13 protein-coding genes are annotated in these 15,325 nt (G+C 65.3%); 9 read left to right on the plus strand and 4 right to left on the minus strand.

The window, feature by feature from the left end:
- Positions 1 to 32 precede the first annotated feature (32 nt).
- The 3 genes from LN450_RS03765 to LN450_RS03775 all read left to right on the plus strand — a co-directional run bounded on the left by LN450_RS03765 (position 33) and on the right by LN450_RS03775 (position 2,959).
- The gene (locus tag LN450_RS03765) at positions 33 to 1,373 is read left to right on the plus strand and encodes a dicarboxylate/amino acid:cation symporter (RefSeq protein WP_014090560.1); all 1,341 of its coding nucleotides are present in this window, start codon (positions 33 to 35) and stop codon (positions 1,371 to 1,373) included.
- Positions 1,374 to 1,382: 9 nt separating this feature from the next.
- Entirely contained in the window at positions 1,383 to 2,219 is an 837-nt protein-coding gene (locus LN450_RS03770) for a class I SAM-dependent methyltransferase (protein WP_011347982.1), read from the plus strand.
- Between the two features lie 248 nt (positions 2,220 to 2,467).
- A complete protein-coding gene (locus LN450_RS03775; RefSeq protein ID WP_011347980.1) occupies positions 2,468 to 2,959 on the plus strand; it encodes an acyl-CoA thioesterase in 492 nt (163 codons plus the stop codon).
- 197 nt (positions 2,960 to 3,156) lie between these two features.
- On the opposite strand, the gene LN450_RS03780 is transcribed toward LN450_RS03775, so the two are convergent.
- Both LN450_RS03780 and LN450_RS03785 read right to left on the minus strand, forming a co-directional pair.
- On the minus strand, positions 3,157 to 3,906 hold the full coding sequence (locus LN450_RS03780; RefSeq protein WP_011347979.1) for a C40 family peptidase: 750 nt from the start codon (positions 3,904 to 3,906) through the stop codon (positions 3,157 to 3,159).
- A 109-nt stretch (positions 3,907 to 4,015) separates the two neighbouring features.
- A complete protein-coding gene (locus LN450_RS03785) occupies positions 4,016 to 4,558 on the minus strand; it encodes a C40 family peptidase (RefSeq protein WP_011347978.1) in 543 nt (180 codons plus the stop codon).
- Positions 4,559 to 4,667: 109 nt separating this feature from the next.
- Here LN450_RS03785 and LN450_RS03790 point away from each other — a divergent pair, with 109 nt between their 5' ends.
- The 6 genes from LN450_RS03790 to LN450_RS03815 all read left to right on the plus strand — a co-directional run bounded on the left by LN450_RS03790 (position 4,668) and on the right by LN450_RS03815 (position 10,797).
- Positions 4,668 to 5,147 carry an FKBP-type peptidyl-prolyl cis-trans isomerase gene (locus tag LN450_RS03790; protein WP_011347977.1) on the plus strand — a complete coding sequence of 160 codons (480 nt, stop codon included), beginning with the start codon at positions 4,668 to 4,670 and terminating at the stop codon, positions 5,145 to 5,147.
- Between the two features lie 228 nt (positions 5,148 to 5,375).
- The gene (locus tag LN450_RS03795) at positions 5,376 to 6,620 is read left to right on the plus strand and encodes a DUF418 domain-containing protein (RefSeq protein WP_011347976.1); all 1,245 of its coding nucleotides are present in this window, start codon (positions 5,376 to 5,378) and stop codon (positions 6,618 to 6,620) included.
- Positions 6,598 to 7,878, plus strand: a complete 1,281-nt coding sequence (locus LN450_RS03800; protein WP_372499207.1) for an NAD(P)/FAD-dependent oxidoreductase — start codon at positions 6,598 to 6,600, stop codon at positions 7,876 to 7,878. The genes LN450_RS03795 and LN450_RS03800 overlap by 23 nt, the downstream gene beginning before the upstream one ends.
- Entirely contained in the window at positions 7,875 to 9,245 is a 1,371-nt protein-coding gene (gene gorA, locus LN450_RS03805) for a glutathione-disulfide reductase (protein WP_011347974.1), read from the plus strand. Before LN450_RS03800 ends, gorA begins: the two co-directional genes overlap by 4 nt.
- Before the next feature lie 408 nt (positions 9,246 to 9,653).
- On the plus strand, positions 9,654 to 10,061 hold the full coding sequence (locus LN450_RS03810) for an MGMT family protein (protein WP_011347973.1): 408 nt from the start codon (positions 9,654 to 9,656) through the stop codon (positions 10,059 to 10,061).
- Positions 10,062 to 10,101: 40 nt separating this feature from the next.
- On the plus strand, positions 10,102 to 10,797 hold the full coding sequence (locus LN450_RS03815; RefSeq protein WP_014090553.1) for a rhomboid family intramembrane serine protease: 696 nt from the start codon (positions 10,102 to 10,104) through the stop codon (positions 10,795 to 10,797).
- A gap of 208 nt (positions 10,798 to 11,005) precedes the next feature.
- On the opposite strand, the gene LN450_RS03820 is transcribed toward LN450_RS03815, so the two are convergent.
- Positions 11,006 to 13,021: a M13 family metallopeptidase gene (locus tag LN450_RS03820; RefSeq protein ID WP_011347971.1), complete on the minus strand. Its 2,016-nt coding sequence runs from the start codon at positions 13,019 to 13,021 to the stop codon at positions 11,006 to 11,008.
- Positions 13,022 to 13,205: 184 nt separating this feature from the next.
- Entirely contained in the window at positions 13,206 to 15,302 is a 2,097-nt protein-coding gene (locus LN450_RS03825; protein ID WP_041855067.1) for a M13 family metallopeptidase, read from the minus strand.
- Between the last annotated feature and the right edge of the window lie 23 nt (positions 15,303 to 15,325).

A 15,325-nucleotide genomic window follows, 5' to 3' on the forward strand; every position in this document is an offset into this window, starting at 1 on the left:
GCATGCACTTTCCCCCCGGAAGATTCGACGACATGAAACTGGTTGCGGCGTGGTTGCGCATTCCGTTCTGGCAACGCGTGGTGGCCGGCTTCGTCCTCGGCGCGCTGGTCGGCTGGGCCATGGGTCCGGCGGCCGATGTGTGGTTCGGTCCGTTGGGTGACCTGTACGTCACGTTGATCAAGATGATCGCCATCCCGCTGGTGTTCTTCGCGGTGATCAATGCGATCTCGTCCTTGCACGGGCAAAAGTCGGTTGCCGCACTCGGTGGACGCACGTTTTTATGGTTTGTCATCACCGCAGCATTGGCGGTGGGCGTGGGCCTGGCGGTCGGCACGATCATGCAGCCGGGCGCCGGCCATTTCAGTCTGAGCGTGGATTCGGCCTGGAAGCCGCGCGATGTGCCAAGCCCGGTCCAGGTGCTGCTGGATGTGGTGCCGTCCAATCCGTTCTACGCACTGACCGGCATCGGCACCAAGACCAACGCGGCCGGCGAAACGGTGCTGGCGGCGGGGCGTGGCTCGATCCTGCCGGTGATCTTCTTCGCCGCGTTGCTGGGCTTTGCAATGGTCAAGCTCGGCGAGCGGGTGGCCGAGGCGCGCAAGCTCACCGGGCAGATGAGCGACATCATGATTCAGGTGACGCGCTTCGTGCTGGAAATGACTCCGCTCGGCACCTTTGGCCTGATCGCTGGCCTGGTCGGCAGCTACGGCTTTTCGAAACTGCTGCCGTTCGGCAATTTCGTCCTGGCGCTGTATGTGGCCTGCGCGATCCACATTGTGGTGGTCTACAGCAGCCTGTTGCTCGCACATGGGCTGAACCCGTGGAAGTTTTTCCGCGGTGCCGCGCCTGGCATGCAGGTGGCGTTCGTCAGTTCGTCGAGCTTTGCGGCAATGCCGGTGGCAATGCGTTCGATCACGCATAACCTGGGGGTCAGCAAGGATTACGCCGCATTCGCGGTACCGCTGGGCGCCAGCATCAAGATGGATGGCTGCGGCGCGATCTTTCCGGCGTTATGCGCGGTGTTCATCGCGCAATACACCGGCGTGCCGCTGACCGCCAACCAGTATTTCGTGGTGCTGATCGCCTCGGTGCTCGGCAGCTTCGGCACGGCCGGCGTACCGGGCACGGCCGTCATCATGGCGACGGTGGTGCTGAGTGCGGCCAATCTGCCGCTGGAAGTGATCGGCTACCTGTATGCGATCGACCGCATCCTGGACATGATGCGCACCATGACCAATGTCACCGGGCAGATGCTGGTGCCGGTGCTGGTGGCCAAGGAGACCGGACTGCTCGACAAGCGCATCTACGACTCCGCCTCCACCAATGTGGGGCTGGAAGAACCGCCGGCCGACAGCGCCAGACCACTGCGCTGAGGCGGCTTGATGCGTGCCGGATCTCCACTCCTGCGCGAACGGCTGCAGCAGCTGCCCGAGCTGCAGCGCATGGATGGCGTGTTCGTGCAGCGCGGCTTGGCCGACGACCCCTTCGAGACGCGCTATCTGGAGATCCGGCGCAAGGAAGGCCGGCTGTACACCGATGCGCAGGTGCGCAGCCTGCCGCGTCCGGGCGGAAAACTGGCGGCAACGCTGGAATGGCGCGTGCGCGCGCTGTCGAGCAGTTTGCTGGTGCAGCACCTGGACACGCATGCCGGCGAGGGCGCCATCCTCGAACTCGGTTGCGGCAATGGCTGGCTATCGCACTTGCTGGCGCAGTCGCTGCAACGCGAGGTCTGCGGCATCGACGTCAATCGCACCGAGCTCACCCAGGCCGCACGCGTATTCGGCCATGCGGCGCGCCTGAGTTTCATCGCTGGCGACATCCAGACCGTGGCACTACCGCGCGACGTATTCGACATCATCGTGCTACCCGCCTGCGTGCAATATTTTGCTGATCCTGGCGCGTTGATCGAGCGTTTGCTCGCGCATCTGCGCGAGGATGGCGAGCTGCATATTCTCGATAGCCCGCTCTACGCCACGCCGCAACGCGGCCAGGAGAGTGCCGCACGCAGCCTGCGCTACTTCACCGAGCTGGGCGTCCCGGAGCTGGCCGCGCATTACCACCAGCATACCTACGCGACGTTCGAGCGCTTTGCGGTGCAGTGGTTGTTCGACCCGCGTTGTTGGAGTGCCTGTGCGCGAAAGGCGCTCAGCGTGTCGCAGCCACATTTCCCATGGCTGTGTCTGCGCAAGCGGGACAACCCTGGGGTGCTTGGCGGTTGAGTGTGCTTGTGGGTGTTGTCTGATGACGCCGGGCAGTGTGCGTCGGGCGATCTGGCGATGACGCTGCTCACGCTCGCATGTGAATTTCAAGGCATCCGGCACTCGCTGATGGACAGCAATGGCAACGAGGGGTGTGCCGGCCGATGTTCGTAGGCGCTCACGTCGACCGGTACGGCCATCGCGTCGCGGGTACGACGAGCTTCAACCACATGGCACACTTCCAGCTCATCCATTGACGAGGGCGGGCGGTGATTGGCCAACAGCGTGATCTGACATTTCGTTTTCTGGCCGAGCCCAGCGACGTCAACTTCGGCGGCAAGGTGCATGGCGGCGTGGTGATGAAGTGGATCGACCAGGTTGGCTTTGCCGCCGCCAGCGGTTGGAGGGGGCATTACTGCGTCACCGTGGCGGTGGGCGGCATCCGGTTCGTGGCGCCGGTGCGCATCGGCGATCTGGTGGCGGTGTCGGCCAAGCTGGTCTACACCGGCCGCAGCAGCATGCATTTGGCCATCGACGTACGCGCGCGCAGTCCGATGGGAGGCGACTCGCGCCTGTGCACGCATTGCATCATCGTGTTCGTGGCGATGGACCCGGACGGGGTCACCCCGGTCGAAGTGCCGTCCTGGCGGCCCGACACCCCGGAAGATCAACGCCTGGCCGAATATGCGCTCAAGGTGATGGAGTTGAGCAAGGGCATCGAGGACACCATGGCACGGTACAAGGCCGACACGTCGCAGTAAGCCGCGTACGGGGTAGGTCGTCTGGCCCGATGCAGCGCTGCGGTGCGGGCAGCGTGGCTCCTGGTGCGCCTGGCACGCGGGCCGGTAGGCGCCGAGAGCCTGCGCAGTCGCACACGGACGTCGCGGCCGGGTTCCCCACAACAAAAAGGCCGCGAGATCGTCGCGGCCTTGCTTGACTGAGTCCGGGCAACCGAGCGTTACAGCACGCGACGCGCCTGGATGAACTTTTCGCTCCAGTAGCCGCTCGCCAGCGAATCCACGCGCACGTCCTTGCCGCGGCTGGGCGCGTGCAGGAACTTGCCGTCGCCGACCACCAGGCCGACATGGTCGATACGACCGCGCTTGCCGAAGAACACCAGGTCGCCAGCCTTCAGCGCGCTCGGGTCCTTGATCAGTTCGGCCGATTCGTCGCGGGCGATGTCGCGCGAGACGCGCGGCAGGTCGATGCCGAGTGCAGTCTTGAACACGTAGCCGACCAGGCCGCTGCAATCGAACCCTTCGGTGGACTCGCCGCCCCAGACATACGGGGTGCCGAGCAGGGCCATGGCGCGCTGCAGGATCACCTGCACGCGGCTGTCGGCCACGGCGTTCTGGGCCGCATTGGCTGCGCTCTGCGACACGTCGTAGTTGGCAAGCAGGCGGCTGAGATCGCCAGCGAACATTGCCGAGCGGTCCATCAGCGGAATGGCATCGTTGGCAGCCAGATGCGGAAGCAGGGCGGCCAGTGTTGCAGTGGCAGCGGCGTCGGCGCGGCTGCGGGTTGCGGCTTTCTCGGCGGCGACGGCGCTGTCAGGCGTGGTCGTCTGCGAAGCGGATGGCGTGCTGCTGGCGGTCTGCGCGAATGCGGGAAGTGCTGCAATCAAGAGAGCGGTGGCGCATAGCAGGCGGAGCGGTTTCCGGGGCGGAAGCGGTGCGGCGCCAGTTTTGATCTGTTCGTCGTTCGTCACGCGGGAATCACAGTTCTGCTGTCGATGCGAGATGATGCCCTGGTGAAATAATCGTTACGTTCAAAAAAAGTTAACTTTCCGTTTTATGACTTGTGATCTGCGTCACATTTCAGTGCAAAACCCGTTTCGAACCTGAATAATGGTCACGCCAGTAAGCTCCATCAAGGAAATCCAGGCGGACCGTACCGCCCGTGGTAGGGGCATGCACGAAGCGGCCTTCACCGACATAAATGCCGACGTGGGTCACGTTGCCGCCGGAGCCGAAAAACACCAGATCGCCGGTGGCAAGTCGCTCGGGCGGGATGCGCGGGCCCTGAATTGCGGCCAGTTCGCGGGAGGTGCGTGGTAGCGCCAGGGCCAATACATCCCTGTAGACATAGGTGACCAGCCCGCTGCAGTCGAACCCGGTCTCTGGCGTGTTGCCGCCGAACCGGTACGGGGTGCCCACCAACCCCAGCGCGCGCATCAGGATGTTGTTGGCGGCGGCCGGGTCGGCCGGCGTTACCTGCGGCCACACGCGCGTTGTCGGCGGTGGCGCGGCCGGGCGCTGAACCGGCGTGTGCGACGAACAGCCCCCCAGGAGCAGCAGGCCCAGCAACAGGCTGGCCGCGGCGCAACGGGCGCGGGCGGCGAAAACTGGCGTGATATGCATGGAGCCGGGATAATGGGCGGTTCGAAAGGTCGCCATGATGGCGGCGCACCCGGCGGCCGACAAGCCGTCCTCAACCGTCTGCCACCGGGCAGCCCATTCAGAGCCAGGCATGAAGATCGAAAAAGACAGCGTCGTCCGCTTCCATTACACCGTTTCGGAGATCGGCCAGGAGCCGATCGAGAGCTCCAAGGAGCGTGACCCGTTGGCGATCATGATCGGCCACGGCAACATCATCCCGGGCCTGGAAGCGGCCATGATGGGGAAGGCGGCCGGCGAGAGCTTCGGCGTGGACGTCAAGGCCGCCGACGCCTACGGCGAATACCGCGAAGGCCTGAGCCAGCGCGTGCCCAAGAAGCATTTCGGCGCCACCAAGCTGGTGCCCGGCACCCAGGTCGTGCTGCAGACCAACTTCGGCCCGCGCGCAGTGACGGTGCAGAAAGTCGGCATGAGCGTGGTCGATGTGGACCTCAATCACCCCATGGCCGGCAAGGATCTGCATTTCGACGTGGAGATCGTCGAAGTGCGTGAAGCCACCGCAGAAGAACGCGACCACGGCCATGTGCACGGCGACGGCGGTCATCACCACTAAGGGTGGGGCACGCGCTCGCATGGCGGTTGGACGGGTGCGACGCCTGCGCGCCACTGACGTAGGCCGGTCATCCGGCGCTGCGCTGGCGCATGCACTCCACGCGCATGTCGGCCCATCCCTGCGGTTTGCCGCGGCGCGTGCATGATTGCTGTTCCTGACGGCCCGCCCCATCGGCGGGCCGTTTGCATTCTGCGGCGCGCGCCGCCGTATCTGGTTGCCTGAGCCGTGATGACATCCCGCGACGTGCTGCTTCCCATTGCTGCGACCGAGCGCATCGTCGTGCTGGATGTCCTGCGCGGCGTGGCGCTGCTGGGCATCCTGCTGATGAACATCGAAGCCTTTGTCGGGCCGCTCGATCTGGCCATGACCGGCGTGGAGCCGCATTGGCATGGCGCCGACCGGGTTGCCGATGCGCTGGTTTACGTGTTCGTGCAAGGCAAGTTCTACACGCTGTTTTCGCTGTTGTTCGGCATGGGCTTTGCGGTGATGGCGCAGCGCGCCGCGCAGGCCGGGCGCGCGTTCTTCGGCCTGTATCTGCGCCGCACCCTCGGGCTGTTGGCGATCGGGCTTGCCCACGCGCTGCTGGTGTGGTCCGGCGATGTCCTGGTGACCTATGCCCTGCTGGCGTTGCTGCTGCTCAGTGCGCGCAACGTGCCGACCGTGACGCTGCCGTGGTTCGCTGCGTTGGTGTACCTGTGCGCACCCGGGCTGACCCTGCTGTACGGGGTGGCAGGCGAGTTGGCGCAGGCCGATCCTGCCGCGACGGTGCAGTGGAAAGCGGCGATGGCCGACGCCGCGCAGCAGGCGCTGGCGAATGTGCAGGCGCAGCGCGCCGCATTCGGCAGCGGCACTTACCTGCAGGCGACGGTGCAGCGCTGGCATGACTTTCAGCAGGCGATGACCGGGCTCAGCATCAATGGCCCGGCCATGCTCGGCATGTTCCTGCTCGGTAGCTGGTTCGTGCGCAGCGGTGCGATCGCCGCGCCCGAGCGCTTCCCCCGTTTGTTTGCGACGCTGCGCCATGGCGTGTTGCCGCTCGGGCTGGGCGTGATGCTGGCAAGTTATGCATTGGAGCCGTGGATCGATCCGGCGCGGCTGGACCTGCGCCTGTCCGGCGCCTTCGCGCTGTCGCTGATTGCAGGGCCGTTGATGTGCCTGGGCTACTCCGCATGGGTGGTGCGCCTGGCACCGCGTCTGGCATGGCTTGCGCCGGCGGGGCGGATGGCATTGAGCAATTACTTGCTGCAATCGCTGGTTTGCACCGGCATCTTCTACGGCTACGGGCTGGGCTATTTCGAACAGCTGCCGCGGGTGTGGCAACTGCCGTTCGCGCTGGCACTGTTCGCGCTGCAGGTGCAGCTGAGCCGGTGCTGGCTGCACTGGTTCCGCTTCGGGCCGATGGAATGGCTATGGCGCAGCGCGACCTATCTGCAGGTGCCGCCGATGTGGCGTGGCGCTGGGCGCGCCGGGTAGCGCCTGCATGCACGGCAGCCGCGATGATGTGGTGGTGATCGGTGCGGGCGCGATTGGCCTGGCCACAGCGCTGGCACTGGTCGAAGCGGGCAGGCAGGTGCGCGTGCTCGATGCCGGTGCGCCCGGCGCGGCGACCTCCTACGGCAATTGCGGCACCATCACGCCAAGCCATGCACCGCCGCTGGCGGCGCCCGGCATGATTGCGCAGGCACTGAAATGGATGTTCACCCCGGACGCGCCGCTGTATATCCCGCCACGTCTGGATCCGGGCTTGTGGCGCTGGCTGCTGCGCTTTGCGCGGCGCTGCAATCCACGCGATTGGCAGGCCAGTGCACAGGCGCGCGCGGCGTTGTTGCACGACGCGCGGCAGCGCTTCGACGCGTGGGTGGCGCGGTACGGGTTGGAGTGCGAGTTTCGTAACGACGGGCTGGATTACGTGTTCGGCGATGCGCGCCGCTTTGCGCAATACCGCGACGAATGCGCGCTGCTGGCGCAGTGGGGGATCCGGGCAGAGGTCATCGATGGTGCGGACTACATACGCCAGGATCCCGCATTTCGCGATGGGATCGCCGGTGCGATCCACTTCCCGGGCGATGCCCATCTGCGTCCGGAGCAGTACACCGCAGAGCTTGCGAGGGTGCTGCGCGCACGTGGCGTGGTGATTGATGCGCACTGCCGCGTGCAGGCGATCGTGCCCGACGGAGCTGGCAGCTGCGTGCAGACCGAGCACGGCAAGCGCCCTGCGCGCGAAGTGGTGATCGCAACCGGGCCATGGTCGCCGGTGCTGGCGGCGCAACTCGGTTTGCGCCTGCCGGTGCAGGCCGGCAAGGGCTATTCGATTACCTACAGTGCGCCGCATCTGATGCCGCGCCGCCCGGTGGTGTTGAAGGACCGTTGGGTGTTCGTGGTGCCGTGGCGCGACCGCCTGCGCATCGGCAGTACGATGGAATTTTCCGGGCGCGATACGCAGCTCAATGCCACACGCCTGGCTGCGTTGGAGCGTGCAGCGGCCGAATATCTGCAGGCGCCATGCGGGCCTGCGGTGATCGAGCGCTGGTACGGATGGCGGCCGATGACCTGGGACGACGTGCCGGTCCTGGGCGCGGTGCCGGGCCATCCTCACGTCTGGCTCGCAGCCGGGCATGGCATGCTCGGCATCAGCATGAGCACTGCAAGCGGACAATTGATGGCCGACCTGATCACGGGCCGCGCACCCGCGCTGGACCCGCATCCTTACCGGGCGGAGCGTTTCGCATGAGTGCGCGTTACGACTACGACGTGGTGATTCTGGGGGGCGGCTCCGGCGGCCTCGCGGCTGGATTTCGCGCAGCAAAACATGGCGCGCGCGTGGCGATCATGGAGCCCGACGAACTGGGCGGCACCTGCGTCAATCTCGGTTGCGTGCCGAAGAAGGCGATGTGGCTGGCAGCCGATCTGGCCGGCAAGATCGAGTTGGCCAGCGTGCTGGGATTCGATGTGCCGCGCCCGACGCTGGCCTGGCAGGAGCTGGTCACGCATCGGCAGGGGTACATTTCCAACATCCACGCCAGCTATCGACGCCGCCTCAACGAAGATGGCGTGGTCCTGATCCCGCAACGCGGCGTATTGCAGGACCGCCATACCGTCATGGGCAGCGACGGCGTACCGGTGACCGCCGAGCACATCGTGATCGCCACCGGCGCACACCCGCTACGCCCGGACGTGGAGGGCGCAGAACATGGCGAAGTCTCCGACGATTTCTTCAATCTCTGCCATGCGCCCGAGCAGGTCGCGATTGTCGGCGGTGGCTATATCGCGGTGGAAATCGCCGGGCTGCTGCAGGCCCTGGGAAGTCGCGTGCATCTGTTCGTGCAGGACGAGCGCTTGCTGGAGCGCTTCGATGCGGAGCTCACCTTGCAGTTGGCCGACAACCTGCGCCATCTGGGTGTGCGGCTGCACTTCGGTTTCACCACCACCGCATTGGAGCGCGATCTGCACGGTGCGTTGCGCGTGCATGGTCATTGCGTGCATCCGCGCGAGCAGGGCAACGACGTCTTCGACAAGGTGTTTTTTGCGGTGGGTCGCCGCGCCAATACCGCCGGGCTGGGTCTGGACACAGTGGGCGTTGCGCTTGGTGACAAGGGCGAAGTGGTGGTGGACGACGGGCAGACCACCAACGTGCCGAATATTCACGCCATCGGCGATGTGGGCGGCAAGGTCGGACTGACGCCGGTGGCGATTGCGGCAGGGCGCAAGCTGATGGATCGCCTGTTCGGTCACCAACCGGATGCGCGCATGGACTACGAAAACGTGCCCAGCGTGGTGTTTTCGCACCCGCCGCTTGGCAATGTCGGGCTCACCGAAGAACAGGCGCGTGCACGGTACAACGGTGCGGTGCGCGTGTACCGCAGCAATTTCCGCCCGATGCTGCACGCGCTGGCCGACGCGCCGCAGCGCAGTCTGTTCAAGCTGGTGTGCGTGGGCGAGGAGGAACGTGTGGTCGGTGTCCATCTGCTGGGTGAGAGCGCCGACGAAATGCTGCAAGGCTTTGCGGTGGCGGTGAAGATGGGCGCGACCAAGCGGGACTTCGAGGAGACCGTGGCGATTCATCCCACTTCGTCTGAAGAGATTGTGTTGATGCATTGAGGGGGGCGCTGTCGCCATCGACGGTGGGTTGCCGCGTGGCGGCGCATGAGGCGATGCCTTGATCAATGCCAGACTGGGATAGCCAGTGGCAGCCGTAGCCTCATCCGGCGCTGCGCGCCACCTGGTCCCCCAGTGTCTCGATGGAAGAATGGACCGAGCTTCTGTCCCTGTGGGAGAGGGTTGGGGTGAGGGTCTGGTACAAGCGACGCATCGATCCAACGCGACCTGATGTTCAAGGTTGGTTGTACCTTTATCCACGAACAAACGACGACTGATTGCGTGTCCCCGGCGGTTTGCTCTGCTGCGCCCGCACCTCAAGCCCTCTCCCGGGAGCAGAGGGCTTGCAACCTTCCCCTCGCGTGCAGGGCGATCCGCACACGCACGCTCATCAGCTGGCATGCTTGTGCGATGCCCACATCTCGCCATCCAACACCGCGCGGCACCGCCAGCCCGCCTGCGCGCGCAGGCTCCAAGAGCGCGTCACTGTCCGGCGAGCAGGCGCGGCTGCGGATTCTTCAGGCGATCGGCGCAATTCCCGTGGGCGAGGTCGCCGGTTATGGGGAAGTTGCCCGGCGCGCGGGCCTGCCGGGCCGTGCGCGACTGGTGGCACGCGTGCTCAGCGGCAACGACGACCCGCAGCTGCCCTGGCACCGCGTATTGCGCAGCGACGGCCGGATTGCCTTGCCCGAAGGCTCGGCAGGCTACCGCGAGCAATGCCAGCGCCTGCGCGACGAGGGCGTCCAGGTGGAACGTGGCCGTGTGCGCCGGGCCAGCGCCGCGCAGCGGCTGGATGCGGCCGTGTGGGGACCTTCATAAGCCTGCCGTTATCATCGGCAGCATTCCGAAGGAAGCCGCCATGCCTCAATTGCCGCCCGTCACCAAAGCATTACTGATCGCCAACATCGGCTTGTTCCTGCTGCAATGGGCGGTGGGCGACCTGGGCGCTGGCGTGTTGCCATCGGACAGCGTGTTGTCGTGGCTGATGTTGTGGCCGCTGTCCAACGGCTTCGATGCGTTTTCGCCGGGTGCCAGCTTCATGCCCTGGCAGCTGCTGACCTACGCATTCCTGCATGGCGGCTTCAACCATCTATTTTTCAACATGCTGGCGCTCTTCATGTTCGGCGCGCCGTTGGAACAGACCTGGGGCCAGAAGCGCTTTCTCACCTACTACCTCGTGTGCGTCGCCGGCGCCGGCCTGTGCCAGTTGCTGATGGCCTGGTTCACGCAAAGCGGTGCGCCGGTCGTCGGCGCATCGGGCGGCGTGTTCGGTTTGCTGCTGGCTTACGGAATGCTGTTCCCCAATCAGCGCGTGATGCTGCTGTTCCCGCCGATTCCAATGAAGGCGCGGACCTTCGTGATCGTGTTCGGCGCGATCGAGTTACTGCTCGGGGCGACCGGTTGGCAGCCTGGCGTGGCCCACTTCGCGCATCTGGGCGGCATGCTGTTCGGCTGGCTGATGATCCGCTACTGGCGCGGCCAGTCGCCATTCGGCGGCAGCGGCGGAAGGAAGGGCGGCGGGAAGCGCAAGCCGCCGTTGCGCGTGGTGCGTTGAGATCCACGCTGCTCCGTAGGAGCGACCCTGGCCGCGATGGGGTTTTACCGGCAAGGCTTCATCTCGGCCGGGCCGCCCCTACGAAGAGCGCGTTGAGGTAAGCAACGGATGGGCGAAATGCCAGGCACAAAAAAAGAGCGCGGAGTCCGCGCTCTTCTTTATTGCCTGCCACTGCGTGCTGATTGCCAGCGACTTGCTGGCGCCTGACTCAGCGCCAGATCTTCAACTGCTCGGCATCCACGCGCTGCATCGGCTGGCCGGCCTTGCAGCTGAACGCTGCACCGAACTCGGGCAGATTCGACAGCGGGCCATTGGTGCGCCACTGGCCCGGTGCGCGGATGTCGGCGCTTGCGCGCTGCACCGCCTCGTTGGGCGACAACTGCTGTGCCCACAGCCCGGCCCAGGCAGTGAAGAAGGCCTGCTTGTCGGCCTCGGTGGCTGCCGGCTGCGCCTTGCTGAACGCCTGCCAGGCCAATTCGACGCCGGCCAGATCGGCCAGGTTCTCTTCGGCGGTCTGCGCACCATTGACCTTGGCGTTGGGCACGCCCGGGTACGGGTAGGCGGAGAACTGCGCGGCGACCCTGTTGGTCAGCATGGTCCAGCTCGCCTTTTCGGCCGGCGTCCACCAGCTGCGCAATTCGCCCTTGGCATCGACCAGCGAGCCCTTGGCATCGATCGCACGGGTGATCTCGTGTGCGACCAGCGCACCGTAGGCACCGTACTGCGCGGCCTGGGTGCCGCCGGTGGTCAACACCGGCGCCTGCAACACGGCGGCAGTGACGATCAGGCGGTTCTGCGCAATGTCGTAGGCCACCGCCGGCTGTTGCGGCAGCACGTCCCAGCGACGGTCGGCGTTGCCCTTGCCGATGCGCTTCATCTCTTCGCGGTGGCGCCAGGTCGAGGCGATCAGCATATTGCCGCCGAAGCTGCCGCGCCCCATCGGCTGCACGGTGTAATCCAGGTCGCGTCGCGGCGCGCCGACTTCGATCTTCATCGCGGCCAGCTTGGCCTTGGCTTCGGCCACCACCTCGCCGTTGCCCCAACCGGTGCGCTCCAGCGCGGCCAGCTGTGCATCGCGTACCTGGTCGGCGATGGCTTCGGCCTGGCGACGGGTGTCGCTGCTCAGATAACGCGCCACGTACTCGCGGCCGAGCATCGGGCCGGCGGCCACGTTGATCGCGTCCAGTACCTGCTGCCAACGCTGCGGCGGCACCGCATCGCCACGCAGCAGACGGCCACGGAACTGGTATTCGGCATCGTGGAAGCTCTTGGACAGGTACGGCGCCATCGCATCGCCCACGCGCCAGCGCAGGTAGGCCTTCCATTGGTCCGGCTTGATGCTGACGATCATGCTGTCGAGTTGCTTGAACATGGCCGGGTCGGCCATCGACACCAGGTCGTCCTTGACGCCCTGCGCCTCCAGAAAGTCGGCCAGGCGCAGGTTCTTGTACTGCTTGCCCAGTTCCTTGGTGGCGATCGGTGCGTAGTTGTTGAACGGGTTGTTGATGCCCTGCACCGACTGCGCGCTACGCGCCAGCGCGGTTTCGATCTGCAGCACGGAGGCGGCGTCGGCGTCGAGCTTGTCGGCAGCGGTGCCGGTCAGCGCCAGGATCTGCTTGACGTACGCGCGGTAGCGGCCCATCAGCGCCTGGGTGTCGGCGTCGGTGCGGGTGTAGAAGGCCGGGTCGGGCAGGCCCATGCCGCCCTGCATGAAGTAGCCGATATGGCGATCGAGCGCCTTCAGGTCCACGTCCGGGCCGAAATTGAAGCCGACCGGAATACCGACCTGATGCAACGCGGCGATGGAAGCGGGCACATCCTTGGCCTTCTTGATCGCGTCGATGCGCGAGAGCAGGGGGGCGATCGGATTGGAGCCGTCCTTCTCGACAGCCGCTTCGTCCAGGCCGCTGGCCCAGAAATCGCCGAGCAGCTTCTGCACGTTGCCCTGCGGGGACTTCATCGATGCATCGAGCAACTCGCGCTGTTGCTGCAGAGCGCGCTCGGACAATTGACCCAGCGCGGTGACGGCGCCGGCCTGCGGCACGGGGTTGGCCTTGAGCCAGCTGGCGTTGGCGTAGTCGTAGAAATTGGTGCAGGCCGCCGAGACGGCCGGAGCCTTGGGCGCTGCGGCCTTCTTCTTGCGAGCGGCGTCGGCGTCGGGGGCGGACAGCAGCGAGATCAGGCTGAAGCCAAGAGCGAGGGCAAGCGGACGAATGGTGGGCATCGAGAAGAAGGGTGGCCAGATTGAAGTCGGCGGAGTTTAGCAAGGCTGCGTGCCGCGCAGGCAGGCGCGCGCGCCGGTTCGTGTTCGGTGCCGGCCGCTTGCATGAATGCGACAGGCCCGCGCGTGCGGGCCTGTACCGGGTGCCACCGTGTTGGAAGCGCTTGCAGCCGTCGCCTGTGCAGGCTTACCAGATCACCACACGGTCTTTTTCTGACCGCACCATCGCATCGCCGGCCTTGCAGGAAAATGCCTTGGCGAAGGAGGGCATGTTCGAGGGCGGGGCAATGGCGCGCAGGTTGTCGGGCGCATGGGGGTCGCTTGCGAGGTAGACCAGCTGCTGCTGTTCGCGCGTCTGCCCACGCCAGCTGCGTGCATAGTTCAGGAAGAAGCGTTGATCCGGGCTGTAGCCGTCGATCGCGACGGCGCGTTCCGGATGCGCGCGCAGATCTGCCTGCAACGCATCGTAGGCGACGTTGGTACCGCCCAGGTCGGCGATGTTTTCGCCCAGGCTGAGCCTGCCATTGACATGCACCGTGGGGTGGTCGGGCAGCGGCACGTAGGCATCGAACTGTTTGACCAGTCGCTCGGCACGTTGTTCGAAGGCCTTGCGATCCTGCGGTGTCCACCAGTCGACATTGTTCCCGGCGCCGTCGAACTGCCGACCCTCATCGTCGAAGCCGTGCGTGGCTTCGTGCCCGATCACCGCGCCGATGCCGCCGTAGTTCAAGGCGTCGTCCGCACTGGCGTCGAAGAACGGCGGCTGCAGAATTCCAGCCGGGAAATTGATGGAATTGGTGCTGGGGTCGTAATACGCATTGACCGTCTGCGGGGTCATCTGCCAGCGCATCCGGTCGGTGGGCTTACCGATCTGGGCGATGTCGTAGTGATAATTGAATTTCGCTGCTGCCTGCAGGTTGCGGTAATACGCGCCAGGCACGATTTCCAGCCCCGACCAGTCGCGCCAGGTGTCGGGATAGCCGATTTTGGGCAGGAATGTTTGCCACTTGGCGATGGCCTTGGCCTTGGTTTCCGGGCTCATCCAGTCGACGTTCTCGATGCGCGCCTTGAGCGCAACACGCACGTTGTCCACCAAGTCGCTGGCACGCTGTTTGGCGTCCGGCGTGAACACCTTGGCGACGTAGAGCTGCCCCAGCCCTTCGCCCATTGCGCCATTGACCGTGCGTAATACGCGCTTCCAACGCGGCTGCTGTTCGGGTTGCCCGGACAGCGTTTTGCCATAGAACGCGAAGTTGTTGTCGACGAAGGCCTTGCTGAGCTGCTTGGAGGCGTCGTTGATGGTGTGGAAGCGCAGATAGGCCTGCCATTGGGCGATCGGCGCGTTCGCCAGCTGACGATCGAATTCGGCGAAGAACCGCGGCTGCGATAGGGAAAAGCCGGCACCGCTGTCGATGCCTTGCACGGCGAAGAAATTGCTCCATGCAAAGTGCGGCGTGAGTTTGTCGGCCTCGGCCGTGCTGACGAAGTGATACTGGTTCCTGGGGTCACGCGCCTCGGTGCGTGTGAGCGAGGCCGCGGCCAGCCGTGTTTCGAGCGCCAGGACCTCGCTCGCCTGTGCCTTGGCGGCGTCTGCGGTGCTGCCGGTGAGCTCGAAGGATTTGGCGATGTAAGCCAGATATGCCTCGCGAATGGGCGCGTATTCGGGAGAGACGTAGTACTCCTTGGTCGGCAGGCCCAGTCCACCTTCCTGCGCGAACCCGATCTGCCTGTCGGCATGTTTGAAGTCCGCACGTGCGCCGAAATCGAACACCTGCGCATCGCCTTCGGCAAAACGATGCGTGATGTAATCGGCAACCTCCTTGCCTGAGGTCAGCGCGGCGATGGCGTCGAGCTGTGGCTTGATCGGCCGGTCGCCGGCCGCTTCGATGGCCGCTTCATCCATGCCCGATGCATACAGCATGCCGATCTTGTGGGCGACAGGATTGGTTTGGGTGTCCGCCTGCCTTGCGGCGTCTTCGGCAATCTGGCGTTGGGTGGTCAGGCTGTTCTCCACGAGCACGTCGGAGACCCCCCAACTGGTGCGGTCGGCCGGGATGGGATTGGCTTTTTTCCAACGGCCATTGACGAAATCGTCCAGGTTCTGGCACGCGTTGGTAACTGCATCCAGTTCGCCGATGTCGAACGCAGGTTTCGCGGCCGCTGTCGCTGCAGGTGCCGAGGTCGCGGTTTTTTCCGGCGTGCTGCTGGTTTGCGCTTCGCGTTGGCAGCCTGCCAGGGCGACCAGCAGGGCAAGGGCAAGCGTGGAGGTCTTGGTGTGTGACATGGGCGCCAGCGGCTGGGATAAAC

This window comes from Xanthomonas euvesicatoria pv. euvesicatoria (assembly GCF_020880415.1).
In the GTDB taxonomy this organism is placed as follows: Bacteria; Pseudomonadota; Gammaproteobacteria; order Xanthomonadales; family Xanthomonadaceae; genus Xanthomonas; species Xanthomonas euvesicatoria.